This is a genomic window from Geojedonia litorea (assembly GCF_042654525.1).
GTDB classification, from domain to species: Bacteria; Bacteroidota; Bacteroidia; order Flavobacteriales; family Flavobacteriaceae; genus Geojedonia; species Geojedonia litorea.
This window is the reverse complement of record NZ_JBHSGP010000014.1, coordinates 518,137-544,230: the sequence shown is the minus strand read 5'-3', so window position 1 is coordinate 544,230 and position 26,094 is coordinate 518,137. Positions and strand designations below refer to the sequence as shown.

Here is a 26,094-nt window from a genome sequence, read left to right as displayed (position 1 = left end):
ATGGCAAAGCAACCAATATTCAAAACCAAATACGTTCAAAAGCTGAAAACCGACCTAAACGAGGAGCTTTACAAAAATAATGAATTTATTTACGATAAAAACCAAGTTTATGTGTTCCCTAATATTGAACAAACTGAAGGATTAGTTAATAAGTTAGACATAAGCGATGATTGTAAAACGGCAATTGCTATTTATGAAGCTTTTGAAAAATTAGAACCGATTCAAGCATCAGACGAGCGTTTGTGGGTATATTTGGCGCACGCAGATTTATTCCCTTATATGATCAGGCGTTGGAGTGATGTCTATACAGGTAAATCCATTAATCCGTCAAAATACATTTCAGACCATTGGTTTTTAGATTCTTCAGCTCAAAGCAGCCTTTTAAGACACGCTATAGCAGGATTATGGTGGTCTGTTTATCTGTCGGTTGATGAAACGAAGAACGATAAATACGAATTAACTAAAATTTTGTTTCGTCAGTTAGATTTTCCAACACGTACTTTGGGGACATACAAACTCGGACGCCATAAAGAAGCTGTTCTCGGTATTTTGGAATTTATTCAGGAACACGAAGATTTGTTTAAAAACAAATTTGAAACAAAAACCCGTTTCGTTACAAAGCATTTAAATGTTGTCGGAGGAGTAAAACCAATTTCGTATTACGATCGTCATTTTTTTAAGTTAGAGTTGGAAAAAGTTACTGGGGATATCTTGGCAATTTAGTTTGATCTTTTTAGTTTTTTTAAGGCATTAAAACTCAAATTTTAACTGTACACTTACGCTTTTTTCTTTGGTGTCTTTAGCCTTAACTTTTTCAGATTCAGTGTTTAGATTAGATAGTGAAATACCTAATAAACGCACCGAGTTATTCAGTTTTTCCTGAAACAGCAAATTTTTAGCAACTTCTAATAAGAGCGGTTTATCACTTAAAAAATAGGGCATGGTTTTGCTGCGAGTTTGTAGCGTGAAATCACTATATTTTATTTTAAGGGTTACTGTTTTTCCGGCGACCTTTCCTTTTTTTAAGCGTTTTGAAACCTCTTCGGCAATTTGATCTAATTTTTGAAGCATGAAAATCTCTGAAGATAAATTCTCGTTAAACGTTCGTTCAGCTGCTAAACTTTTTCTAGTACGGTTGGGCTTTACTTCACTATTATGAATGCCTCTAACCACATGGTAATAGTAACTTCCAGACTTTCCAAAGGCATCATTTAAATAGTCTAGTGATTTTGATTTAAGATCTTTTCCTGTGAAAATCCCAAGTTGATACATTTTTTCAGCCGTTACTTTACCAACACCATAAAACTTTCTAATATCTAATTGTTCCAAAAAGTCTAAAACGTCTTCAGGATTTACAGTTTTTTGCCCGTTTGGTTTGTTATAGTCACTAGCTACCTTGGCGACAAATTTATTTATGGATATTCCAGCAGAAGCAGTCAACCCTAGTTCATTAAAGATACGTTCCCTAATCTCCTTCGCAATTAGGGTAGCACTTGGATTTCCTTTTTTATTTTCGGTAACATCCAAATAGGCCTCGTCTAAAGAAAGTGGTTCCACCAAATCGGTATAATCATGAAAAATTCGTCTTATTTTTTTAGAGATTTCATGATAGCGATCAAATCGAGGTCGCACAAAAATAAGATCTGGACAATTGCGTTTTGCCTGCGTGCCACTCATGGCACTTCGAACACCAAATTTTCGGGCTTCGTAACTAGCAGCACTTACTACACCGCGTTTGCTACTTCCACCAACAGCAATTGGTTTTCCCTTGAGTTCAGGATTGTCCAGCTGTTCAACAGAGGCATAAAATGCATCCATATCCACATGAATAATTTTTCGTATTGGTAAATCGATTGACATACTGTAAATTTAGACATTAAATGTCAGTTCGAGCATTTTTCATTATGATGAAAATTGTATCGAGAACTTGTAAGTTATGATAGAAATAGAACGTAAATTTTTAGTGAATTCAACAGATTTTAAGAAGGAAGCTTTCAGGCAAACAAGAATAGTCCAGGGTTTTTTAAATTCACACAAAGAGCGTACCATTAGAGTTAGGTTGCGAGAAAACACGGGTTATTTAACTGTAAAAGGTCTGTCTGATCAAAAAGGGTTAACACGTTTTGAGTGGGAAACAGAAATTTCGAAACAAGATGCCGAAAACCTTTTAAAATTGTGTGAAAAAGGATATATTGATAAAGTACGATATGAGATCAAGGTTGGCGATCATATCTTTGAAGTAGATGAGTTTTTTGGAGATAATGAAGGGCTAATTTTGGCTGAAGTCGAATTGAAGAATACGACTGAAACACATAAAAAACCCGATTGGTTAGGAGAAGAAGTCACAGGAGATTTAAAGTATTACAATTCACAGCTAAGTAAACAACCATTTAACACTTGGAATCAATGAGAACTTTATTAAGCATTATTATTTTAATAGGTTTATGGTCTTGTAAGGAAGAAGCTAAAAGGACTGAAAGTGATCTGAACACTTCTGCAGGAACACCAACTGAAACAATTTTAGATTCAACAAAAACTGAAACACCAATTCTAAAAGCACCAGCAAAATCAATTTCAGATCTAAAAAAAGAGCTTACCAAAAAAGGCTTTCAGACTTTTGATTATGTCGATGAGAAAACAAAGGATACTATTTTAATGCAGCAATATTTCATCGCATTTTTAAAAAGAGGCACTGTTCGAAATCAAAACGAGGAAGAAGCCGCAAGGCTTCAAAAGGAACATTTGGCACATTTAGGGAAAATGTACGAGCTGGGTTATGCTGATATTTCTGGTCCATTTGGAGACGACGGTGATATTAGGGGCATTACGATTTATAATGTACCTACATTAGAAATGGCAGATAGCTTGGCCAATGCAGATCCAATGGTAAAAGCAGGACGATTGAATATTGAAATTCACCCGTGGTGGGCAGCTAAAGGTTTTCATTTAAGATAATAAAAAAAGCCACTCATAAAGGGAGTGGCTTTTTTTAGTCAATCGCGACCTAATTATTTATTCTTTTGAAAAAACATCAACCGTTTTCATGTTTTTTACTTTATACACTTCTCCAGCTTTAGAAACAGTAGCAGTTAAAGTGGCAGGTGTAATTTTAGCCTGGTCATATTCAACCATTGCTAATTCTTTACTAAAGTCTACTTTAACAGACTTTACACCGTCTAATTTAGCGAGTTTTTTCTCAATGGTTTTTGCACAGCCAATAGCACACGACATACCTTCAATACCAAACTCTGCTTTGGCATAAACAGCATCATGGTCAACAGTATTTGCTACCATGCTGGTTTCGTTAGTCTCAATGGTCTTAATTTCTGGTTTTGCTTCATTTTTGCAAGCAACCACTAGGGTGAAAGTAACGACAATTAGCAGTATATTTTTAAATGTATTCATTGAATTAGTAGTTTAGTTTTGAACAAATCTAACAAATATTGAGCTTATGAACTGGATATTTAACGAATTTTATGATTTTCAATCGCTTGCATAAAAAAGCCTGAAATGTTAGTTTCAGGCTTTATAATACTTGTAAAATTATGAACATTTAGTCAAAATCGGCATCACTAACGCCTTCATTGATTTTTACTTCCTTTACAATAAAATCCATTTTTCTAGGTCCAAAAGTTTGTCCTATTTTAAAAGGAAACTTAATTCCGGAAACCTCTTTATATTCTGTAAAGTAAGTTGAACTTTCTCCCATTTGGGTAGATTTAACCTCCTTAATCTTTAAACCAGTTGAAACACTGTAGTAATTGGAAGTTTCTTCATCTATTTTAATTTTATAAGCTTTTTCCCCATCTACATCTTCAATTTTCTCTAGTGATACACCACTATTTAGATAATTGATTTCAGGGAAAGGTGAAGTTTCAGATAACGATTTTTTCAAGTCATCAGGACTCATGTCATTTTTTTGACCTTGCATTACCATATAGCCAGTTTCGCCATCAATAACTGTTTTCATGATAGACTGTCCCATAGCAGTGATTTCTTGTGCCAATTGATTTTTAATTGTTTTTTTCAACTCTAAATTCATCATAACACCTGGTTGCAATTCAGCTTCAGCGGTCATGGAAACCGAGTTAACATTATCTAATGCGGCACGCCCACCAATGGCTTTAATATATGCCTGTAAAACTTTGTTGGCATCCATATCTGCAGGCATAGCAATGTCATAATTCGGTTTTTCGGTAGGATTGGCATAAGGATCAAAATATTTTATAGGAATTCCTGTTTTTTCTAAGTTCTCTAGAACTTCACTACCCTTACCTACTACAACAATACGTGCATTTTCAGGCTTAAAATATTTGTTGGCGACTCTATTAACGTCGTCTGCAGTTACCGCATTGATTTTTTCTAAATAAGTCGAATAAAAATCTTGAGGTAAATTGTTAAGTTTTATACTTAAAGCATATCGGGCAATGGTTTGTGGTCGCTCTAAAGCTAAAACAAAATCACCTACATATTTAGCTTTGGCATTTTTTAGGGCCTCTGCATCAACAGGTTCTGTTTTAATACGTTTAATTTCTTTTAATGTTTCAACTACAGCACTATCAGTAACTGCATTTCTAACAGCGGCTCCAGCTGTAAATCGCCCAACGTATTTGTCACTGTCAATACTTGATCTTGCACCGTAGGTATAGCCATGTGCTTCACGAAGATTCATGTTTAAATAACTATTAAACCCACCACCTAATATTTTGTTGGCAATTAAAACGGAGTGATAATCTGGGTCACTCATTTTTAAATCAATATTGTTGGTAAGTGATATATTAGATTGCACAGCATTTGGCATATCGACAAAATTTACTTGCGTATACTGGGCGTTAGGTGTTGCATCAGGAACCGTTGTGCCAATTTCTACGGATTTTTTCCAAGCACCAAAATGGTTTTCAATTTGTTCCTTAACGCTAGCAAATTTTACATCTCCAACTACAACTAAATAAGCATTATTCGGGTTGAAATATTTGTCGTAGAATGCTAAAACATCAGCATAGCTAACATTTTTTACTGTTGCTTCTGTGGTAAATTCTCCGTAAGGGTGGTTGGTTCCGTATGATAAGGCTCTTCCTACGCGTCCTGCAACGGCTTCAACACTTTTTTCTTCTGCTTTTAAACTTTCAATAAGCTTGGCCTTTTCCTTTTCAAATTCTTCTTCAGTAAGTAAAGGATTAATGGCAGCATCAGCCATTAACTCTAAAATTCGATTTGAATATTTTGAAAGTGAACTCGCAAATCCACCACTAAAACTAAAGCCTAGACTTGCACCAAGAAAATCAACTTCTTCATTAAAATCGCTTTTAGGAATATTGGTAGTACCGTTTCCTAACATACTTCCTAAAAGGCTCTCAACTCCAGCCTTATCTCCTACGGTCATTGGTTTGTTATCAATGGTTAACGAATAAGAAACTCTTGGCAGTTTATGATTTTCAACTACCAATACTTTTAAACCATTTTCTAGTTCAAATTCTTGTGGAACATCTAAAGCTATTTTTGGAGCTGGACCTGGTTTAGGCTGCTTTGAACGATCAATTTGTGCATGTACTCCAACTGCCATTAGAAACAATAGGGTCAATGTGATTATTTTTGTTTTCATAGAAGTGGATTTCATATTAATTATCATCTTTTTTTGGTAAATATTCTAAAACAACTCGTTGGTTTGGATTCAAGTATTTTTTGGCAACTGCTTGAATGTCTTCTCGTGATATCGATCTGTAAATATCTATTTCGGTATTTATTAAATTGACATTGTCATAAAGCATATAATATCTTGCCAAAGAATTGGCGATGCCCTCAATACTTGAGTTGGAACTTACAAATTGATTTTCAAACTGGTTTTGAAGTTTTTGATAATCGCGTTCTGATATGAGTTCATTTTGAATTTTAACAACCTCTTCGTCCATTTCAGCTAATAAATCGGTTAAAGGCACATCGCCTAAAGGCAAGCCAAATAAGGCATATATGCCATAGTCTTCCTGACTGATGTTAACAGCTTGAACAGCTAAAGCCTGCTTTTGTTCATCTACCAATTTTTTATAAAGGACAGAACTTTTGCCGCCACTTAAATAGCTTGAGATCATATCAAGTACATATGCATCTCTGTCTTTAAACGAAGGTGTTCTGTAGGCGGCTATAATTGCAGGAATTTGAATATTAGCATCATATGCAGTGCCTTTTATGGTTTGAGTAATTGGAGCTTCTTTTGGAAGATTTCTTACTACATCTGCACCTCGAGGGATTGGTCCAAAATAGTCTTGAATCATTTTCTTCACCTTCGATTTGTCTATATCGCCGGCAACTACAAGTACGGCATTGTTAGGGACATAATATTTTTTGTTGAATGCCTGAAACTCTTCTAGTGTGGCAGCATCTAAATGTGCCATTTCACCAATAGTAGTTCCTTTGTAAGGATGTACTTTAAACATCAGCTTTTTTATTTCGGCAAGTATATTACCGTAAGGCTGATTGTCTACTCTTAAACGTTTTTCTTCCTTTACTACTTCATTCTGGGTGTCAACCCCAATTTGATTAATGATGGGATGCAGCAGGCGTTCAGACTCCATCCAAAGCCCTAACTCAACACTATTAGAAGGAAATACTTCATAATAGTAAGTTCTATCATCTGTAGTGTTGGCATTATTGCTTCCGCCATTTGAGGTAACAATTGTGAACCATTCTCCTCTAGGAATATTTTTTGTGCCTTCAAACAAAAGATGTTCAAAAAAGTGAGCGAATCCAGTACGTTCTGGATGTTCATCTTTAGCGCCTACATGGTACATAACTGAAGTTGTAACCACAGGAGCGGTGTTATCTTGATGCAAAATAACGTGCATACCATTGTCGAGATCATACTCCTCAAATTCAACTTGTTGAGCGTTTACGAAAGGCATAAGTAATACCAATGCACTTAAAGTAAATAAGCATTTTTTAATCATGAGTTTAAGTTTATTATGTTGTTACTAATGTTGTAAGTCTAAATTAATTAGGATATGTTACAATACTCACAAAAATAAGGAATGAAAAGGATGAGGTGCTGAATTAAATGTAAAAAAAACCAACTAAAATTATATAAATAGACAATTTTTCACGAAATTTAAAACACAAATTTTCAAAAACCATAACTTATGAATACCTCATTTTCAGTCGCTATAAAATATGGTCTTTTCATATCTGGGGCTTTAATTGCTTATTTTTTAATCTTAAGAGTATTTGGTTTACATGAGAACCCTTGGCTACGTGTGCTTAATGGATTAGCAATGGCAGCTGGAATCTATTATGCAATTAAGAACTTTAAGGAGGGCGCTGTAGATGCATTTACTTATGTTGATGGATTTAAAACAGGCTTGCTGACAGGATTTATGGCCACTATAATTTTTACAGGATTTATGGCTGTATATATGTTTCATTTGGATCCAGAATTCACAAAAATGCTGTTAGGAAAATGGCTTGATAATTATGGAGAGGGTGCCGGTATTCTTGTTTTTATTATACTTATAGAAGGACTTGCTTCTACAGTTGTACTTACCCTTACATTTATGCAAATTTTCAAAAAGAGCCACAATATTTCTCAAAATACATAAATCGTTTGCAGTTTAATTATTTAGGCGTATATTTGCACTCATTTTTTAAAGAAATTAAACTAATTTAAACGTTACGCTATGTACGCAATTGTAGAGATAGCAGGGCAACAATTTAAAGTTGTAAAAGACCAAAAAGTGTTTGTTCACCGTTTAGCTACTGAAGAAGGTAAAGCAATATCATTTGATAATGTACTTCTAATTGGCGATGGGAACAACATCACTGTAGGCGCCCCAGCTATAGACGGAGCACAAGTAAGTGCAAAAGTCTTAAAGCACCTTAAGGGTGATAAAGTTATCGTTTTCAAGAAGAAAAGACGTAAAGGTTACCAAAAGAAAAATGGTCACCGTCAAGCCCTTTCTGAAATCGTAATTGAAAGTATTGTAGCTTCTGGAGCAAAAAAAGCGACCAAAGCTAAAACAGAAGCTCCTAAAGCTAAAGCAGAACCAAAAGTAGAAGCGCCAAAAGCCGAAACTAAACCTGCTGCTAAAAAAGAAGAAGCAACACAGGATTTAAGTAAATTAACTGTTGCTGAATTAAGAGATATGGCAAAAGCAAAAGAAATTTCAGGATATTCTTCAATGAAGAAAGCTGAATTAATTGAAGTTTTAAGTTAATTAAACATCTAAAATCGAAATAAAATGGCACATAAAAAAGGAGTCGGAAGTTCGAAGAACGGTAGAGAATCAGAATCGAAACGTTTAGGCGTTAAAATTTTTGGTGGTCAAGCTGCTATTGCAGGGAACATTATCGTAAGACAAAGAGGAAATACACACCATCCAGGTGAAAACGTGTACGGAGGGAAAGACCATACCTTACATGCTAAAGTTGATGGTATCGTAAAATTTGAAAAGAAAAAAGGAGGAAAATCTTTTGTTTCTGTTGAGCCTTTTGACGCTTAAGAAACATATTCTTTTTGAATAAGAGATAAAAAAACCCTTTCTGGAAACAGAAAGGGTTTTTATTTTATAAATGGTTTAATTATTTAGCCTTTTAAACTAGCACTTAAATATTCGCGATTCATACGCGCAATATTTTCTAAAGAAATACCTTTTGGACATTCTATTTCACAAGCCCCAGTATTAGTGCAATTTCCAAAACCTTCTTCGTCCATTTGTTTCACCATGTTTAACACACGATCTGTGGCTTCAACTTTTCCTTGAGGCAACAATGCAAATTGAGACACTTTTGCGCCTACAAACAACATTGCCGATGAGTTTTTACAACTCGCAACACAAGCTCCGCATCCAATACAGGTCGCCGCTTCAAAAGCTTCATCTGCGTCATGTTTGTTAACAGGAATTGCATTAGCATCAATCGTATTTCCTGATGTGTTTACCGAAATAAATCCTCCTGCATGTTGAATACGATCAAAAGCACTACGATCAACCACTAAGTCTTTGATAACAGGAAATGCGGTTGCTCTAAATGGTTCAATATAAATAGTATCACCATCTTTAAACATACGCATATGTAGTTGACAAGTAGTTACACCTCGGTCAGGACCATGTGCTTCACCATTTATATATAAAGAACACATACCGCAAATTCCTTCACGACAATCATGGTCAAATGCAACTGGGTCTTCCCCTTTGTTTATTAATTGTTCGTTTAAAACGTCTAACATTTCAAGGAAAGACATATCTGGAGAGACCTCATTAATTTTATAATCAACTAGTTTTCCTTTATCGTTAGCGCTTTTTTGACGCCATATTTTTAACGTTAAATTCATAGTCTTCCTTATTATTTGTAACTTCTTTGTTTTAATTCTATATCCACAAACTCTAATTCTTCTTTATGCAATACGGCGTCACTTGGCTCACCTTTATATTCCCAAGCGGCTACGTATGCAAAATTATCGTCGTCACGTTTTGCTTCACCTTTTTGTTCGCCACTTTCTTCAACAGATTCTTCTCTAAAATGCCCACCGCAAGATTCTTCTCTATGTAAGGCATCTTTTGCAAATAGTTCACCTAATTCTAAAAAGTCTGCTACACGACCTGCTTTTGCCAATTCTTCATTAAATTCTTCATTAGTTCCTGGAACTTTTACATCTTTCCAGAATTCTTCGCGAAGTGCTTTTATTTCTGAAATTGCTTCTTTTAAGCCTTGAGCATTTCGGGACATACCAACTTTGTTCCACATAATTTTTCCTAATTTTTTATGGAAGTGGTCTACAGAATGTGTTCCGTTGTTATTGATTAAGTGATTAATACGATCTCTAACATTTTTTTCAGCTTCATCAAACTCTGGAGTATTAGTAGGAATTTTTCCGGTACGAATATCTTTTGAAAGGTAATCGCCAATGGTATAAGGCAATACGAAGTACCCATCAGCCAACCCTTGCATAAGTGCCGAAGCTCCAAGACGGTTTGCACCATGATCAGAGAAGTTGGCTTCACCAATACAATACAATCCAGGAACCGTTGTCATCAAATTGTAATCAACCCAAACGCCTCCCATAGTATAATGCACTGCTGGGTAAATCATCATTGGGGTTTCGTATGGATCTTGATCAACAATCTTCTCATACATTTGGAATAAGTTTCCGTATTTATTTTTAACGACTTCTTGTCCTAATTTCTTCACTAAAGCAGCGTCATTAACGTCTAAGTGTCTAACTGTAGCTTGTTCTTTTCCGTAACGTGTAATGGCAGATGCAAAATCTAAAAATACTGCCTCGCCAGTTGCATTAACGCCATAGCCAGCGTCACAACGTTCTTTAGCAGCACGAGAGGCCACATCACGAGGCACTAAATTACCAAAGGCAGGATAACGACGCTCTAAATAGTAATCTCTATCTTCTTCAGCAATATCTTTAGGTTTTAATGTTTTATTTCTAATAGCTAAAACATCTTCCATTTTTTTAGGCACCCAAATACGTCCATCGTTACGAAGCGATTCAGACATTAAGGTAAGTTTAGACTGATGATCTCCAGACACCGGAATACATGTTGGGTGAATTTGAGTGTAACACGGGTTGGCAAAATAAGCTCCACGCTTGTGCGCTTTCCAAGCTGCTGTTACATTACTTCCCATGGCATTGGTTGACAAGAAGAATACGTTGCCATAACCACCAGTTCCTAAAACCACAGCATGTGCTGAATGTCTTTCAATTTCACCAGTAATTAAGTTTCGTGTTATAATACCACGCGCTTTTCCATCCACAACAACAACATCTAACATTTCATGTCGGTTGTACATTTTAATTTTACCACGCCCAATTTGACGGTTCATTGCAGAGTAAGCGCCTAATAATAATTGCTGTCCTGTTTGTCCAGCAGCATAAAAGGTTCTTGATACCAACACACCACCAAACGAACGGTTGTCTAATAACCCACCATATTCACGGGCAAAAGGCACACCTTGCGCCACACATTGGTCAATAATATTAGCGGACACCTCGGCCAAACGATATACGTTGGCTTCACGTGAACGGTAATCACCACCTTTTACAGTATCATAAAATAATCTGTATGTAGAGTCGCCATCACCTTGATAGTTTTTTGCTGCATTAATCCCACCTTGAGCCGCAATAGAGTGTGCACGTCTTGGAGAATCTTGAAAGCAAAATGCTTTAACATTATATCCCAATTCCGCCAAAGTTGCCGCAGCAGAACCACCAGCCAATCCTGTACCCACAACAATAACATCAATGTTACGCTTATTCGCTGGGTTTACAAGATCAATATGATTTTTATAATTAGTCCATTTATCTGCAATTGGACCTTTTGGTATTTTTGAATCTAAAGCCATAGTTTATTAAGTCTTAAGAAATATGATTGAAATGGTGATATAATGCAATAATTACAAATCCTATGGGAATTAAAATAGCATAAGCTTTCCCAAAGCCTTTCAATCCTTTTGTATATTTATTATTAGCGCCAACCGACTGAAATGCCGAGTTAAAACCATGTAATAAGTGTAATGCTAAAAAAACGAATGCAACCACATAAATCCCAACTCTTGCCGGGCTCAAAAATTTATGTTGCAACTCTTCAAAATAGCGATAGCCACTTCCATCCGCTAACAAGCCAGACATATCGCCTTGAATATATTTGGTATTGATTTCTGGGAACCAAAAATCATAAAAATGAAGACCCATAAATGCCAATATAGCTAAGCCACTCCAAATCATGTTTCTGCTCATCCAAGAAGAATTTGCAGCCCCATTGTTTTTGGCGTAAGAAACCTGACGTGCCTTCTTGTTTTTAATTTCCAAAACAAATCCCATAACAAAATGGAAAACAACCCCAAATAATAAAATAGGTTGAAACACATATTGAACCAACGCGTTTGTTCCCATAAAATGAGATGTTTCGTTAAAAACAGCTGCGCTAAATACCGATGTAACGTTAATAGCAAAATGTTGTAGTAAGAAAATCATTAGGAAGAATGCCGAAAGAGCCATGGCAAACTTTCTTCCAATCGAAGAATTTAAAATTCCGCTCATTTTTTCAAAGTTAGTTAAGAATCATACAAAAGTACGCCACAATACGATTATAGACAAAATCTTAAGAAACTAAATTTGTATTTAGAATGATTTTAATTAGAAACTTGAAATTGATTCACAAAAGTAAGCCTTCCGATGATTAATTTGCAATGGGTATTAATCCGCGCAAGCCCATATCAACAACTTGCTCGCCTGCACCAGGTTCAAATTTACCATCTACATTGACTTCGGTCCATTCAAAACTATTGTTGATAGAGAAGGATAAAGTGATAACAACATCTTCAGTTTCGTTTCCTGTAATAGTTAAGCCGTTTGCAAATTGCCCAGTGACCACACATGAACCTTGAGGCACAGGTGAGGTATCGAATAGTGGGTTAGGAACTGTAGTTGCTCCCTCTGGAGCCTGACCTTGAGAAGTAAAGCCAAGAGCTTCGAACGCCCAAAACCCTTGTAGTTTATTCGCATTAACCTCAATAGAGCTACCGTTTAAATTAAAAGTAGTGATATAATTGTTAAACCCCACAAAACTACCTAGAGTTCCAGAAATGTCAGTGCCATTTACAAGTAAATTTATGGTGCCTTCTTGATATGCCAAGGACACACGTACCCATTGATAATTGCCAGAAGCAATATTACTTAAGGGGACAGTTAAAAAGGTTTCGTTGTTGCCAGCGAAAACCGCATTTTGAAAATCAATGGCGTTACTCCCGCCAGCTGTTGTTTCGGGACCTTTAAAAATAATCGCCCCCTGACCTAATAGTGTTGTGGCTGTTGGTGCAAATTCTATATAGTTTGCGCTCATGCGATTTACAATTGGAGATTGTGCAGCATTGCCATTGGCAACTGTCGACGGTTGACCAAGGTTATTGAGTCGCTCTTGAGAGGTATCAAATTTTAACTTAATCACTAAATTGGGTTGAGGATTATCATCTTTATCCTCTGAACATGACACAACTATTAGTGTAAAAACAGCAATTACAAATCTTATTGTTTTCATAGATTTCGGGGTTAGAAACATTAAAACAAACGCTATTTATAGTCAATTATTTTATTTCTAGAGTTGTTTTATCATTTCCTATTGATATAGTATACTTTCCTTTAGGTAAATAATACTTTCCATTTTCTGCTTTATTAACTTCAATACTTGTGTTAGCTTTTAAAAGCGCTTTTCTACCCGATTCAGTCATGGTTAAATCGTAATCTACATAATTAAAGCCTTTATCTGCATTTACTTTAATACTATTTAATTCGATATTGTCTTCAGAAAGAATTTTTATGGATCTTTCTGCGGAAGCGTTAGCGTAAAATGATATTGAAGTTGAAGGTTGGTAAGCTTGAGACCAAGATCCAGATGCTCTTCCCCAACGACCAGAATGACGTACACTTTCAATTTTGAAAAGCACTACGGATTGGTTCATTTTTGAAGCAGTCATTTGTTGCAACGGACCAATATCAGCTTTGTAAATGCTTCTTCCGTGAGTACCTAAAAGTAAATGTTTGGCTTCTGGTTGTATCACCATATCATGAATAGCTACATCAGGAAATCCATTATCAAAGGCTTCCCAAGTTTCACCTTGATTAAAGCTAACATAAGCGCCATTATCTGTACCTAAATATAGTATTTGCTCATTTTTTGGGTCTTCTTTAATAACATTTACAGGGGAGGCAGGAATATTTGAACTAATATTCTTCCAGGTTTTACCATAATCATCGCTCATATAAGCATACACCGAAAAATCATCCCAGCGGTAGCCGTTTAAAGTCACATAAACACGTTCCTTTTTATGCTGTGAAGCAATTACTCGTGAAACCCATAAATCTTTCGGGAGGCTGCTCGATATATTCTCCCAACTACCACCAGAATTCTTGGTGACATAAACTAAACCATCATCGCTACCAGTATATATCAATCCAAATTGAAAAGGAGATTCACTTATAGTTGTCAATGTTCCATAAGCGACATTTCCTTTTTTGCCGCCATTGGTTAAGTCGTCGCTAATTGCGGTCCAATCGGAGCCTTGGTTCATTGAGCGCATTAACTTATTGCCTCCTAAATACAGAATGTCCTGATTGTGAGGAGATAGTAAAATAGGAGTTTGCCAATTAAAGCGATAAGGGGTTTCTCCTAATTGATGTTTTGGTTGTATAAAGGCGCGTTCTTGGGTTTCTAAATTAAGTCTAAAATAGATTCCAAATTGAAATCCGGTGTATACAATGTTTGAATTTCGGCTATCAATTTGCACCTGCATACCATCTCCTCCCATAATACTCTTCCATGGGTATTGACCATTGGACTCCCATCGTTTATTTTCTCTTGAGTTGTGTGCACCAACCCAAACGCCATTATCTTGTAAACCACCATAAACGTTGTACGGCTTTTCATTGTCTACATTTATGGCATAGAATTGTCCGACCGAAGGGGAGTTGTTTTTAATCCAATTTTCGCCGTCATCATAAGTAATATTAACACCGCCGTCATTACCATTGATTAGATGGTTGGGATTTTTGGGATTGATCCATAAAGCATGATGATCGGCATGAACATTTTCAGCATCTATGGACGTAAATGTTTTACCGCCGTCTTTAGATTTTAAAATGGGAACCCCATAGGTGTATATATGATCTTCATTATTAGGAGCCACATAAATATGTCCGAAGTAATAACCGTAACTATAATAGAGATCATCTAAATAGCCTTCATGAGTTTTGCTCCAGGTTAAGCCACCATCTTTACTTTTATAAATTTCGGCCCCAATTACTGGAGTGTCAAATAATAGTGAGTTGGCATCTTCAAGATATTTGGCGAGATCAATTGGTTTTACATTTCCGCTTCTCACCATTTGCTTAACACTTTCGGAGCGATATTTTTCCTGAAATCCATTCGTTTTTAAATATTCATTTAGATTTTTGTCTTCTAGTTTTAAAAACGCATCAACACTCATGGTTTTAAAATCTTCCTTTGTTAGTCCTGGTGATGTATATGATTTAGCCTCATCAGGACGTCTAAATTGACTATCGTGAATGGCATAGACGGTTGCATCATCATAAATGGCCAACCCAATTCTACCTACGCCAACTCCTGTTGGAAATCCGCTTTTTTCAGTAGAAACTTTTGTCCATGTTTGTCCAGCATCTGTACTTTTATAGATGGCAGAATTATTACCGCTACCGTCAAAATTCCAGGCTTTTCGGTCTTTTGTCCATGATGCGGCAAACATGATATCGTAATTATTGGGGGCATGTTGTAAGTCGATAATTCCACTCATATCATCAACAAATAGTGTTTGAGTCCATGTTTTTCCACCATCAAGAGTTTTGTAAACGCCACGCTCGTTATTAGGTGAGTACAGATGGCCTGTAACACCAACAGTTACCTCGTCTGGATTATTTGGATTGATTAAAATTCTACCAATGTGATGCGAATCTTTAAGGCCGACATTCTGCCAGGTTTTTCCATTATCTGAAGATTTCAAAATCCCGATACCTGCATAGCTTGACCGTGAAGCATTATTTTCACCAGTACCTACCCAAATGGTTCTTGTTTTCCAATCCACGGCAATGTCACCTACGTTTTGAGTTTGAGAATTGTCCAAAATTGGAGAAAAAGTTGTTCCATTATTTACTGTATGCCAAACGCCACCAGAAGCATAGGCTGCGTAGAATTCATTTGGATGTTCAGGATTCACGGCCAAATCAACTACACGACCACTCATAATACTTGGACCAATATTTTCAAAAGGGACATTTTTTACTAAGGATGTCTTTTCAAGTTGGGCTTTTTGTTGTAACGCGGCTTCTACCGTAGAAGATGAGGTTGCTGGCTGTTGGCCAAAACTTATAAAAGAAACGAAAGAAAAAGCAAGGAAGAGTAGTTTTGTAAACTTCATAATTGATGGATTTTATTTAGCGAAAATTAATTATTAAATCATAAGCCACAAAATATTCCCAGAAAGTTTAACAGAAAGAGAAAAGTTGAGGTCTTTTTCGTTACCACAAACGAAATATGTACTTTTGAAATCATTAAATAAATCAACATGAAATACCACCCTATAAACAATCAACTTTTTGTAAAAAATCGTAAAAATTTTTGTGCTCAAATGAAGCCAAACAGTTTAGCGGTTTTTAATTCTAATGATATTTACCCCATTAGCGCAGATAGTACTATGCCATTTCAACAACACCGTGATATTTTTTATTTAAGTGGTGTTGATCAGGAAGAAAGTATTTTGGTTTTGTTTCCAGATTGCCCAAAAGAGAAACACCGCGAACTATTGTTTCTAAAGGAGACCAATGACCATATTGCAGTTTGGGAAGGTGAAAAGTTAACAAAGGAAGCTGCATTTGAAACATCCGGAATAAAAACAGTGTATTGGTTGAAGGATATGGAGAAGATTATGTTCGAACTGATGACGCAATGCGATACCGTTTATATAAATACCAACGAACATTATCGTGCATCTGTAGAAACTGAAACTCGTGAAGATCGTTTTACAAAATGGCTAAAAGATAAATATCCAGCACATAATGTTGCCAAAAGTAATCCTATTTTACAGAGACTGCGTTCAGTTAAGGATCCAATTGAAATAGCACTCATGCAAGAGGCTTGTAATATTACAGAAAAAGGATTCAGACGACTTTTAAATTTTGTGAAACCAGGGGTTTGGGAATATGAAATAGAGGCTGAATTGATGCACGAGTTTTTGAGAAACCGATCTAAAGGGTTTGCTTATACACCAATTATTGCTTCTGGGAATAACGCCAATGTACTTCATTATGTTCAAAACAATCAGCAGTGCCAAGCCAGTGATTTGATTTTATTGGATGTTGCCGCCGAGTATGCAAATTACTCTAGTGATTTGACGAGAACGATTCCGGTATCTGGGCGATATACCGATAGACAAAAACAAGTTTACAATGCTGTAAATCGTGTAAAAAATGAAGCCACAAAAATGCTTGTTCCAGGAACACTTTGGGAAGCCTATCATGTTGAGGTAGGGAAGCTTATGACATCGGAGTTATTAGGACTTGGATTATTGGATAAGGCCGATGTTCAAAACGAGAATAAAGACTGGCCAGCGTATAAAAAATACTTTATGCACGGTACTTCACATCACATAGGTTTAGATACTCACGACTATGGAATTTTAACAGAACCAATGCAGCCCAATATGGTGTTTACTGTCGAACCGGGAATTTATATTCCAGACGAAGGGTTCGGAATTCGTTTAGAAGATGATGTGGTTATTCAGGAAAAAGGAGAACCTTTTAATTTAATGAAAAACATCCCAATTGAAGTAGAAGAGATTGAGGATTTAATGAATTAAGGGCAGTTTGTAAATTACCTTTTAACAACTAATTTTTCAACTACATTACTTAAAATAAAAACGAGTAAAGCAGGTAAAACCCATCCAAGGCTTTGATTAGCAAAAGGTATTGTGTCTATTAAAAACTGAAGATGTTCGACTGGAATTAGAAATTTTAAAAAATCTGGAATACTAAAGATAAAAGTGGTTAAAACTACCATTCTAAATACCAGTTGAGTTGCGAACTTATCAGGAAGTACGTTGAGTAAAATTAAGGTGATGGTTAGAGGATAAATAAACATCAAGGCAGGTAATGCCACATTGATGATATATCCAACATTGAATTGTCCTATTAAAACTCCGAGAACACAACAGACTATGGCAGTAATTAAATAGGCCGTTTTAGACTTAAAAAGTCCTTGGAAAAAGTCTGCTGTTCCAACAATGATTCCTACGGCAGTTGTAAAACATGCCAAAGAAACTAAAACACTTAAACCTGTTGTACCCAAACTCCCCAAGGTTTTGGTTGATAATCCAGTAAGGAGGGCTGTCCTTGAAATGTCAGCAGGAAATTGAGTATTAAACATGGCACCGGTAGCGATTAACCCTACGTAAATTATAAATAGTCCAAACATGGCAATAAAACCTGATTTCGCAATCATTTGTTTCCTTTCGGTAAAGGACAGATCAAGGTTTAAATTCTTCACTGAAATCACTAGAATTCCTCCAGTTAAAAGCCCGGCAAGAGCATCATAAGTTTGATAGCCTTCTAGAAAACCACCTACTAAAGGAGTTTTAATAATCGATTGGTTCATGACATCTATTGGGGGAAAAACAAATGCTATAAAAATGATATACAATAAAATGAGAACAATTATTGGGGTTAAATACTTGCCTAAAATATCTAAAACTTTATTTCTATTAATAACAAAAATAAAGGCTAATCCAAAGTAAATACTACTAGTCTCCAATGAACTTAAATTAAAAAAGGGAGCAATAGCCATCTCATGGGTTACAGCTGCTGTTCTTGGACAAGGGAGTGCAATGGCAATAATATATACACATAGAGAAAATAGGAAACTAAATAATGGGGATACTTTGTTGCCAAAATCTAACATGGTGCCTTGCAATTTTGCATGACCGAAGAGCGCAAGTAAGGGAATGACCGCAGCAGAAATTAAAAAACCAAGGGCAACTAGCCACCAATCAGGCCCGGAATTAAATCCTAATTGAGGAGGTAAAATAAGATTGCCAGCACCAAAAAAAGCAGCAAATATGGCAAACCCATAAATAAAGACGTGTTTGGTAAATTTCATGAATTAAATATAATCGTGATCATATGGTTTGCCCATTGTGATTAATATCTTTGTCCAAGATAAACTAAAAAATGGTTCTACATTACAAAAACATCCCTGTTTTTTATACAGAAAGTGGTCAAGGTCAGCCAGTGGTCCTTTTACATGGGTTTTTAGAACACAGCGGTATTTGGGCTGAGTTAGTATTAAATTTAGCCAAAAAGCACAAGGTGGTTTGTATTGATTTGTTAGGTCATGGACAAACAGGCTGCCTAGGCTATATTCACACCATGGAAGATATGGCAGAGCAGGTTCATTATGTTTTAAATCACTTGAAATTAAAACAGAGTATCATAATAGGCCATTCTATGGGTGGCTATGTGGCACTCGCTTTTGCGGAGCTTTTTCCAAATAGTTTAAATGGTTTGTGCCTTATGAACTCAACTGCTTTAAATGATACTCTTGAAAAACAAAAAAGTAGGGATAGAGCCATAGCTGCAGTGAAACAAAACCACAAAAGTTTTATTCGAATTGCTATTTCAAATTTATTTAGACCTAAAAATCGAATACTATTTTCTGAACAGATTAAAGAATTAAAGGAAGAAGCACTAAAAATGTCTGTGCAAGGAATTGTTGCTGCCCTCGAAGGGATGAAAATCAGAAAAAACAGAGTGGAGCTTTTTCAAAAATTGCCGTTAAAAAAAATGTTAATACTTGGACGTAAAGATCCTGTTTTAGAATATGATTCACTAATAAAACAAACTAAAGACACAACTATCGAATTAGTAGAATTTGAAGATGGGCACATGAGTTTTATAGAAAACAAAGAAGAAATAACTTACACAATTATGCATTTCATCGAAAAATAGTGCTTATAAACGTTTATTTGTGTAATTTTTAGTAAGTTAGAAGTCCCAAATCTACCGAATATGAAAAACTCTACTAATCAGCAAAATTCACTGAAAATTATCTGTGATATTATTGGACACAAGTATGAAGTGTCAAAGAAAGTGACTTCTCATGTTAAGGAGTATACCTGTAAATGCTGTAGAAAACAACTTACAACAAACAGTAATGGGCATTTAACCGAGTTAACTCCCAAGTTTAAAGAGATTAATTCAATCTTGGAAGAAATTTATACCAGACGCATGTTACGTTTAAAGGAGAAAACCTTCAGTTCATCGATATATTAATCTTAAAGTATATTAGGTTCGCGCCATTTTCATATATTTAAATCCCCCTTTTATAATTAAATAAATTAATAGCGTGAAAAAAATGTATTGTTCAATGTTTGGACATGAGCTTGTAGTCTCTAAAGAAGTTACACGTCATGTAAAAGAGTATAAGTGCCAGCATTGTGATTTCCAAATGACTACAAATGGAAAAGGAAAACTGACCCCGTTAACTCCAAAATATAAGGAGATTAATTCAGTTTTAGAACAGATTTATACAAAACGACGACTTAGAAAAGCATCAAATATTATTCTTGATCGTTAAGAGCATTCCAACCTTTAGCTATTAATGGAATTAGTGTTTCTCCACGGGTTACCAAATGCATTCCTTTTTCTTTTTCAGTCATATATCCAATAACTGTCAAGTTAGGGTTGCCTTTTATTTTTGGGAAGTCTTCTTGAGAAATAGTCATTAACAATTCATAGTCTTCACCACCATTAAGAGCAATAGTTGTGCTGTCAATGTTAAATTCTTCACAGGTTGAAATCACTTGAGGGTCTAAAGGTATTTTATTTTCATAGAGCTCAACACCTACATTACTTTGTTTACAAATATGAATGATTTCTGATGATAGTCCGTCACTAATATCAATCATTGACGTTGGCTTAACATTCAAATCTTTTAAAAGTTTAACAATGTCTTTACGGGCTTCAGGCTTTAATTGCCGTTCAATAATATATGTGTAGGCATCTAAATCTGGTTGATTATTAGGATTTACTTTAAACACTTCTTTTTCCCGTTCTAAAACTTGTAAACCCATATAAGCTGCCCCTAAATCACCAGTGACCACCAAAAGATCATTAGGTTTGGCGCCATTTCTATAAACAATATCATTAGAGTCAATTTCTCCAATAGCCGTAACCGATATAATTAATCCTTTAGTTGACGATGTAGTATCGCCTCCAACAATATCTACATTATAAATTTGTGATGCAGTTTCAATGCCAGCATACAATTCTTCAATTGCTTCCAGTGGAAACCTATTAGACAATGCAATAGATACTGTTACCTGGGTGGCGGTTGCGTTCATGGCGTAAACATCAGAAAGGTTAACCATAATAGCTTTGTAGCCTAGGTGTTTAAGTGGCATATAGCTTAAATCAAAATGAACATTTTCCACCAGTAAATCGGTGGTGACAACAATGTGTTTTGATTTAAAATTTAAGATGGCGGCATCATCTCCAACCCCTTTAATTGTTGAAGATTGCTTGATTGTAAAATTCTTGGTTAAATGTTCAATGAGTCCAAACTCGCCTAAATCACTTAATGATGTACGCGACTGATTTTTATCTTCTATCATTTGGCAAAAATAAGGAAGCTTTTTATAAGTGATGGAATTTGTGCTTATAATTTATACTTAATGAAAAGGCAAATTGTGCAGTTTATCGAAAAAACAAGCATTTCAGCGCAAATGTCAAGCAAAATGACTATGTTTAAAGCCCCTAAATCTTTAACTTATGAAACCTAACTTAACCGGTCAGATGTCATGCTCTGTCTTTGGACACAATTTGTATCATGACAAGTATCTCAACAGAAACAGCTCAGAATTAACTTGTGTTACATGTAATGCTAAAGTAAATACCAATATCATTGGCGAATTCCAGGAATATCCACATTCAAATTTAGAGTTACATAAAGCATTTCGGCGATTGTTCTTATTAAATATTAGAAAGAGGCCTATAGCTACTTATTCTTAAACACAACTAGGAAATTGAACAAGATTAGCATTTGTTTTTGAGGAATTCTCAATAAGAAACTCCTATAGAGGAATATCCTAATTTAATGTTAGGTTGTATTGAAAAACACTACTTATATTGTATATTTGCAGTCTATTTAGAAGCAATCTAATTTAATTATGATAAAAGTTTCAGAAACAGCTAAAAAGAAAGTCATCGAATTAATGACGGATGATGGTTTCGACGCTGCTCAACATTTTGTGCGCGTTGGTGTTAAAAGTGGCGGTTGTTCAGGGCTATCATACGATTTGAAATTTGATAAAGAAGAACTTGAAGGCGATAAGGTATTTGAAGACAATGGAGTGAAAATCATTGTTGACAAAAAGAGTTTTTTATATCTTATTGGGACTACCCTTGAATATTCAGGAGGCTTAAACGGCTCCGGTTTTGTGTTTAACAACCCAAACGCTAATCGTACTTGTGGTTGCGGAGAGAGTTTTTCATTATAAAACACAATATGAGTAAATATACAGAAGACGATTTAAGAGAAGAGCTTAAAACCAAAGAATATGAATATGGTTTTTATACTGATATAAAATCAGACACATTCCCTATTGGATTAAATGAAGATATAGTTCGGGCGATTTCCAAAAAGAAAGAAGAACCAGAATGGATGACTAACTGGCGATTAGAATCTTTTCGCCAATGGGAACAAATGCTTGAACCAGAATGGGCCAATGTAAACTATGCCAAGCCAGATTTTCAAGCTATTTCATATTATTCGGCGCCAAACAGCAAGCCTAAATACGATAGTTTAGATGAAGTAGATCCAGAGCTTTTAGAAACGTTTAAAAAGCTAGGGATTTCACTAGATGAACAAAAAAAATTAGCAGGAGTAGCTATGGATGTCGTTGTGGATTCGGTTTCTGTGGCAACTACATTTAAAAAGACTTTATCTGAAAAGGGAATTATTTTCTGTTCAATTTCTGAAGCCATTAGAGAATATCCAGATTTAGTTAGAAAATATATTGGTACCGTGGTGCCACAAAAAGACAACTTTTATGCTGCCTTAAATTCGGCGGTGTTTAGCGACGGAAGTTTCTGTTATATTCCTAAAGGGGTACGTTGCCCAATGGAATTATCAACATACTTTAGAATTAACCAAGCCGGAACAGGACAATTTGAGCGTACTTTAGTAATTGCAGACCAAGGAAGTTATGTGAGTTATTTAGAAGGCTGTACCGCCCCAAGTAGGGACGAAAACCAGTTACATGCTGCAGTTGTGGAACTAATTGCTTTAGATGATGCTGAAATAAAATATTCAACAGTTCAAAATTGGTATCCAGGAAATTCAGAAGGAAAAGGTGGCGTATATAACTTTGTTACCAAACGTGGTTTGTGTGAAACTAACGCCAAAATATCTTGGACTCAAGTTGAGACAGGAAGTGCGGTTACTTGGAAATACCCTAGTTGCATATTAAAAGGAGATAATTCGGTTGGAGAGTTTTATTCTATTGCAGTGACTAATAACTATCAGCAAGCAGATACTGGTACCAAAATGATTCATTTAGGAAAAAACACCAAATCTACAATTATATCCAAAGGAATTTCAGCGGGTAAATCACAAAACTCCTATAGAGGATTGGTGCAAATTCATTCTAGAGCAGATAATGCGCGAAACTTTTCACAATGTGATAGCTTATTAATGGGAAATGAATGTGGAGCACATACGTTTCCGTATATTGAAGTTAAAAATAAATCTGCTCAAATTGAGCACGAGGCTACCACAAGTAAAATTGGTGAAGATCAAATTTTTTATTGCAATCAACGAGGTATTGATACCGAAAAAGCAATAGCGCTTATTGTTAATGGCTTTAGTAAAGAAGTCTTGAACAAATTACCAATGGAATTTGCCGTAGAAGCTCAAAAATTATTAGAAATAAGTTTAGAAGGTTCAGTTGGTTAAAAATTGTACTATGAAAAAAGGTATTCTTTTAATTATGGTTTTAGTGGCTTTTTTAGCCTGTAAAAATGATTCAAAGTCTAAAGAAAGTTCTGAATCGGTTGAAAATCAAGAAGAAAAAACCGAAAAACAAAGTGACGGTTTAGTTTTGATGAAAGGAGAATTTGTTTATTTCGCTGATGCTGCAGTGTTACAAACTAATTCAAATTCTATTTATGGTGTTGTGATTGATGATAAAATGCATGAGCTAGATAAAATGGCTCAACACTACAAAAAAGAACCAACAGACTATGTTAATGTAGAAATTAGAGTGAAAATTATTCCTAAACCAGAAAACGAAGAAGGTTGGCCGTTTAGGGTAGAAATAAAAGAAATATTAAAAGTTGATAAATCTCAAATTGAAGATGAGGTTATAAAATTAGGATCAGAATAAATACGTATGTTAAAAATAAACAATTTACACGCTAGTGTTGAAGACAAAGCCATTTTAAGAGGCGTAAATTTAGAAGTAAAAGCTGGAGAAGTGCATGCTATCATGGGACCAAATGGGTCAGGAAAAAGCACATTAGCTTCAGTTATAGCTGGTAAAGAAGAATATGATGTTGAAGAAGGTGAAATCCTTTTTGAAAATGAAAACATAGATGAGTTAGCTGCCGAAGAACGCGCACATAAAGGCATTTTTATGTCATTTCAATATCCGGTTGAAATTCCAGGAGTTTCGGTAACTAATTTCATGAAAACTGCAATCAACGAAACTCGAAAAGCTAAAGGTCTTGAAGATATGCCTGCTAATGAAATGCTAAAGCTTATTAGAGAAAAGTCTGAACTTTTAGAAATAGATCGAAAGTTTTTATCACGCTCGCTTAACGAAGGGTTTTCTGGAGGAGAAAAGAAACGTAATGAGATTTTTCAAATGGCAATTTTGGAACCTAAATTAGCAATACTCGATGAGACCGATTCTGGTTTAGATATTGATGCCTTAAGAATTGTTGCGAATGGAGTTAACAAGTTAAAAAGTAAAGACAATGCGGTAATTGTTATTACCCATTACCAAAGGTTGTTAGATTATATCGTTCCAGATTTTGTGCACGTATTACATAATGGAAAAATTGTAAAATCTGGCACAAAAGAACTAGCTCATGAGCTAGAAGAAAAAGGGTATGATTGGATTAAAGAAGAAGTGAACGCTTAAATAGTAACCATTCCACGGTAGAGTTTATGATCTTAAAATAGACTGTTAACTGAAGACTGGTAACTGACGACTTATTAAAATGGATTTAAAAGAAAAATTAGTATCATCATTTTTAGCATTTGAAAATCAAGTGGATATTGATTCACCTATTCACGATGTTAGAAGTGAAGCCATAAAAACATTTGAAGAGAAAGGGTTTCCTTCGAAAAAAGAAGAAGCCTGGAAATACACCTCTTTAAATACGATTCTAAAACATGATTATAGCGTATTTCCAAATCAGGAAAATGCGTTGGAGTTTAGTGACGTAAAAAAGTATTTTATCCATGATATCGATAGCTATAAAATAGTTTTCATCGATGGTAAATACTCCTCTCACCTGTCTCAAACTACTCATGATAGCATGGATGTTTGTTTAATGTCTGCAGCGCTTGCAAAGCCAAAGTATCGATTAGTAATTGAAAATTATTTTAATAAAATCGCCGCTAAAGACAGTTTGACTTGCCTTAACACGGCATTTTCAAGTGAAGGCGCATATATCCATATTCCAAAAAATAAATTGGTTGAGAAACCTATTCAGATTCTTCACTTTTCTTCAGGGAATGAGTCGGCATTAATGCTACAACCTCGTAATTTAATTGTTGTAGATGAGAATTCTCATGTTCAAATTATAGAGCGTCATCAAAGTTTAACAGACAACCCTGTATTAACTAATAGTGTTACTGAAATTTATGCCAATAAAAGAGCCATTGTTGATTATTATAAGGTTCAAAATGATAACGAAAATGCATCCTTAATTGATAACACGTTTATCAACCAAAAACAAGAGAGTGTAGCTTCAGTCCACACTTTTTCGTTTGGCGGAAAATTGACAAGGAACAATCTTAACTTTTTCCAAAATGGTGAACGTATTGATTCTACATTAAAGGGAGTCACTATCATTGGAAACAAACAGCACGTAGACCATAATACTTTAGTGCACCATATAGAACCTAATTGTGAAAGTCACCAAGACTACAAAGGAATATTTGGTGATACAGCGACAGGTGTATTTAATGGAAAAGTTGTTGTAAATAAAGAAGCTCAAAAAACCAATGCCTTTCAAGCAAATAACAACATTTTAATTAGTGATAAAGCCTCCATCAACACAAAGCCTCAATTAGAGATTTTTGCCGATGATGTAAAGTGCTCTCATGGTTGCACTATAGGACAGCTGGATGAAAGCGCAATGTTCTATTTGCGTTCTAGAGGAATTCCTGAAAAAGAAGCCAAAGCCCTTTTAATGTACGCATTCAGTAACAATGTATTGAGTTCTGTGAAAATCCCAGAAATCAAACAACGAATCACAAAAATCATTGCTACTAAATTAGGAGTGAAAATAGGTTTTGATTTATAAAT

Annotated in this window: 26 protein-coding genes; 15 read left to right on the top strand and 11 right to left on the bottom strand. The window is 35.3% G+C overall.

The window, feature by feature from the left end:
- Positions 1 to 723: a DUF6339 family protein gene (locus tag ACFO5O_RS10395; protein WP_387963496.1), complete on the top strand. Its 723-nt coding sequence runs from the start codon at positions 1 to 3 to the stop codon at positions 721 to 723.
- 27 nt (positions 724 to 750) lie between these two features.
- Here the strand turns inward: ACFO5O_RS10395 and dinB are convergent, their stop codons facing one another.
- Positions 751 to 1,860 carry a DNA polymerase IV gene (gene dinB / locus ACFO5O_RS10390; protein WP_387963494.1) on the bottom strand — a complete coding sequence of 370 codons (1,110 nt, stop codon included), beginning with the start codon at positions 1,858 to 1,860 and terminating at the stop codon, positions 751 to 753.
- A 76-nt stretch (positions 1,861 to 1,936) separates the two neighbouring features.
- Here dinB and ACFO5O_RS10385 point away from each other — a divergent pair, with 76 nt between their 5' ends.
- Both ACFO5O_RS10385 and ACFO5O_RS10380 read left to right on the top strand, forming a co-directional pair.
- A complete protein-coding gene (locus ACFO5O_RS10385) occupies positions 1,937 to 2,410 on the top strand; it encodes a CYTH domain-containing protein (protein ID WP_387963492.1) in 474 nt (157 codons plus the stop codon).
- Positions 2,407 to 2,955 carry a YciI family protein gene (locus ACFO5O_RS10380; protein WP_387963490.1) on the top strand — a complete coding sequence of 183 codons (549 nt, stop codon included), beginning with the start codon at positions 2,407 to 2,409 and terminating at the stop codon, positions 2,953 to 2,955. The genes ACFO5O_RS10385 and ACFO5O_RS10380 overlap by 4 nt, the downstream gene beginning before the upstream one ends.
- Positions 2,956 to 3,012: 57 nt before the next feature.
- Here the strand turns inward: ACFO5O_RS10380 and ACFO5O_RS10375 are convergent, their stop codons facing one another.
- The 3 genes from ACFO5O_RS10375 to ACFO5O_RS10365 form a co-directional block, all read right to left on the bottom strand.
- Positions 3,013 to 3,405 (bottom strand): heavy-metal-associated domain-containing protein, encoded by a 393-nt coding sequence (locus ACFO5O_RS10375; RefSeq protein WP_387963488.1) that lies wholly within the window; start codon positions 3,403 to 3,405, stop codon positions 3,013 to 3,015.
- Positions 3,406 to 3,553: 148 nt separating this feature from the next.
- Positions 3,554 to 5,602 (bottom strand): M16 family metallopeptidase, encoded by a 2,049-nt coding sequence (locus ACFO5O_RS10370; protein WP_387963486.1) that lies wholly within the window; start codon positions 5,600 to 5,602, stop codon positions 3,554 to 3,556.
- A 16-nt stretch (positions 5,603 to 5,618) separates the two neighbouring features.
- Positions 5,619 to 6,938: a M16 family metallopeptidase gene (locus ACFO5O_RS10365; RefSeq protein WP_387965115.1), complete on the bottom strand. Its 1,320-nt coding sequence runs from the start codon at positions 6,936 to 6,938 to the stop codon at positions 5,619 to 5,621.
- A 192-nt stretch (positions 6,939 to 7,130) separates the two neighbouring features.
- Between ACFO5O_RS10365 and ACFO5O_RS10360 the strand changes: the two genes are divergently transcribed.
- The 3 genes from ACFO5O_RS10360 to rpmA all read left to right on the top strand — a co-directional run bounded on the left by ACFO5O_RS10360 (position 7,131) and on the right by rpmA (position 8,486).
- Positions 7,131 to 7,586 (top strand): DUF4199 domain-containing protein, encoded by a 456-nt coding sequence (locus ACFO5O_RS10360; RefSeq protein WP_387963484.1) that lies wholly within the window; start codon positions 7,131 to 7,133, stop codon positions 7,584 to 7,586.
- A gap of 78 nt (positions 7,587 to 7,664) precedes the next feature.
- Positions 7,665 to 8,201 carry a 50S ribosomal protein L21 gene (rplU, locus tag ACFO5O_RS10355; protein WP_387963482.1) on the top strand — a complete coding sequence of 179 codons (537 nt, stop codon included), beginning with the start codon at positions 7,665 to 7,667 and terminating at the stop codon, positions 8,199 to 8,201.
- A 24-nt stretch (positions 8,202 to 8,225) separates the two neighbouring features.
- Entirely contained in the window at positions 8,226 to 8,486 is a 261-nt protein-coding gene (rpmA, locus tag ACFO5O_RS10350; protein ID WP_387963480.1) for a 50S ribosomal protein L27, read from the top strand.
- A gap of 83 nt (positions 8,487 to 8,569) precedes the next feature.
- Here rpmA and ACFO5O_RS10345 read toward each other — a convergent pair whose 3' ends face one another.
- The 5 genes from ACFO5O_RS10345 to ACFO5O_RS10325 all read right to left on the bottom strand — a co-directional run bounded on the left by ACFO5O_RS10345 (position 8,570) and on the right by ACFO5O_RS10325 (position 15,924).
- Positions 8,570 to 9,316, bottom strand: a complete 747-nt coding sequence (locus tag ACFO5O_RS10345; RefSeq protein WP_387963478.1) for a succinate dehydrogenase/fumarate reductase iron-sulfur subunit — start codon at positions 9,314 to 9,316, stop codon at positions 8,570 to 8,572.
- A gap of 11 nt (positions 9,317 to 9,327) precedes the next feature.
- Entirely contained in the window at positions 9,328 to 11,340 is a 2,013-nt protein-coding gene (locus ACFO5O_RS10340; RefSeq protein WP_387963476.1) for a fumarate reductase/succinate dehydrogenase flavoprotein subunit, read from the bottom strand.
- Between the two features lie 13 nt (positions 11,341 to 11,353).
- A complete protein-coding gene (locus ACFO5O_RS10335) occupies positions 11,354 to 12,037 on the bottom strand; it encodes a succinate dehydrogenase cytochrome b subunit (protein WP_387963474.1) in 684 nt (227 codons plus the stop codon).
- 139 nt (positions 12,038 to 12,176) lie between these two features.
- Complete coding sequence (locus ACFO5O_RS10330; protein ID WP_387963473.1) at positions 12,177 to 13,034, bottom strand: hypothetical protein; 858 nt, start codon at positions 13,032 to 13,034, stop codon at positions 12,177 to 12,179.
- Between the two features lie 46 nt (positions 13,035 to 13,080).
- A complete protein-coding gene (locus ACFO5O_RS10325) occupies positions 13,081 to 15,924 on the bottom strand; it encodes a WD40/YVTN/BNR-like repeat-containing protein (protein ID WP_387963471.1) in 2,844 nt (947 codons plus the stop codon).
- Positions 15,925 to 16,071: 147 nt separating this feature from the next.
- Between ACFO5O_RS10325 and ACFO5O_RS10320 the strand changes: the two genes are divergently transcribed.
- On the top strand, positions 16,072 to 17,361 hold the full coding sequence (locus tag ACFO5O_RS10320; RefSeq protein ID WP_387963469.1) for an aminopeptidase P N-terminal domain-containing protein: 1,290 nt from the start codon (positions 16,072 to 16,074) through the stop codon (positions 17,359 to 17,361).
- Between the two features lie 14 nt (positions 17,362 to 17,375).
- Here ACFO5O_RS10320 and brnQ read toward each other — a convergent pair whose 3' ends face one another.
- Positions 17,376 to 18,656, bottom strand: a complete 1,281-nt coding sequence (gene brnQ, locus ACFO5O_RS10315; RefSeq protein WP_387963467.1) for a branched-chain amino acid transport system II carrier protein — start codon at positions 18,654 to 18,656, stop codon at positions 17,376 to 17,378.
- 71 nt (positions 18,657 to 18,727) lie between these two features.
- Here brnQ and ACFO5O_RS10310 point away from each other — a divergent pair, with 71 nt between their 5' ends.
- The 3 genes from ACFO5O_RS10310 to ACFO5O_RS10300 all read left to right on the top strand — a co-directional run bounded on the left by ACFO5O_RS10310 (position 18,728) and on the right by ACFO5O_RS10300 (position 20,132).
- Positions 18,728 to 19,504, top strand: a complete 777-nt coding sequence (locus tag ACFO5O_RS10310; protein WP_387963464.1) for an alpha/beta fold hydrolase — start codon at positions 18,728 to 18,730, stop codon at positions 19,502 to 19,504.
- Positions 19,505 to 19,564: 60 nt separating this feature from the next.
- Positions 19,565 to 19,828: a hypothetical protein gene (locus tag ACFO5O_RS10305; RefSeq protein ID WP_387963463.1), complete on the top strand. Its 264-nt coding sequence runs from the start codon at positions 19,565 to 19,567 to the stop codon at positions 19,826 to 19,828.
- A 94-nt stretch (positions 19,829 to 19,922) separates the two neighbouring features.
- Positions 19,923 to 20,132: a hypothetical protein gene (locus ACFO5O_RS10300; RefSeq protein ID WP_387963462.1), complete on the top strand. Its 210-nt coding sequence runs from the start codon at positions 19,923 to 19,925 to the stop codon at positions 20,130 to 20,132.
- On the opposite strand, the gene thiL is transcribed toward ACFO5O_RS10300, so the two are convergent.
- Positions 20,116 to 21,168, bottom strand: a complete 1,053-nt coding sequence (gene thiL / locus ACFO5O_RS10295; protein WP_387963461.1) for a thiamine-phosphate kinase — start codon at positions 21,166 to 21,168, stop codon at positions 20,116 to 20,118. The two genes, ACFO5O_RS10300 and thiL, sit on opposite strands and share 17 nt — an antisense overlap.
- Positions 21,169 to 21,723: 555 nt before the next feature.
- Here thiL and ACFO5O_RS10290 point away from each other — a divergent pair.
- The 5 genes from ACFO5O_RS10290 to sufD all read left to right on the top strand — a co-directional run bounded on the left by ACFO5O_RS10290 (position 21,724) and on the right by sufD (position 26,092).
- Positions 21,724 to 22,053, top strand: coding sequence for a HesB/IscA family protein (locus ACFO5O_RS10290; protein WP_387963459.1), 330 nt, complete (start codon positions 21,724 to 21,726; stop codon positions 22,051 to 22,053).
- Between the two features lie 8 nt (positions 22,054 to 22,061).
- Positions 22,062 to 23,510, top strand: a complete 1,449-nt coding sequence (gene sufB / locus ACFO5O_RS10285) for a Fe-S cluster assembly protein SufB (RefSeq protein ID WP_387963457.1) — start codon at positions 22,062 to 22,064, stop codon at positions 23,508 to 23,510.
- 10 nt (positions 23,511 to 23,520) lie between these two features.
- The gene (locus tag ACFO5O_RS10280) at positions 23,521 to 23,940 is read left to right on the top strand and encodes a hypothetical protein (RefSeq protein WP_387963455.1); all 420 of its coding nucleotides are present in this window, start codon (positions 23,521 to 23,523) and stop codon (positions 23,938 to 23,940) included.
- A 6-nt stretch (positions 23,941 to 23,946) separates the two neighbouring features.
- Positions 23,947 to 24,699 carry a Fe-S cluster assembly ATPase SufC gene (gene sufC / locus ACFO5O_RS10275; protein ID WP_387963453.1) on the top strand — a complete coding sequence of 251 codons (753 nt, stop codon included), beginning with the start codon at positions 23,947 to 23,949 and terminating at the stop codon, positions 24,697 to 24,699.
- 79 nt (positions 24,700 to 24,778) lie between these two features.
- Positions 24,779 to 26,092 (top strand): Fe-S cluster assembly protein SufD, encoded by a 1,314-nt coding sequence (gene sufD / locus ACFO5O_RS10270; protein WP_387963451.1) that lies wholly within the window; start codon positions 24,779 to 24,781, stop codon positions 26,090 to 26,092.
- Positions 26,093 to 26,094 lie beyond the last annotated feature (2 nt).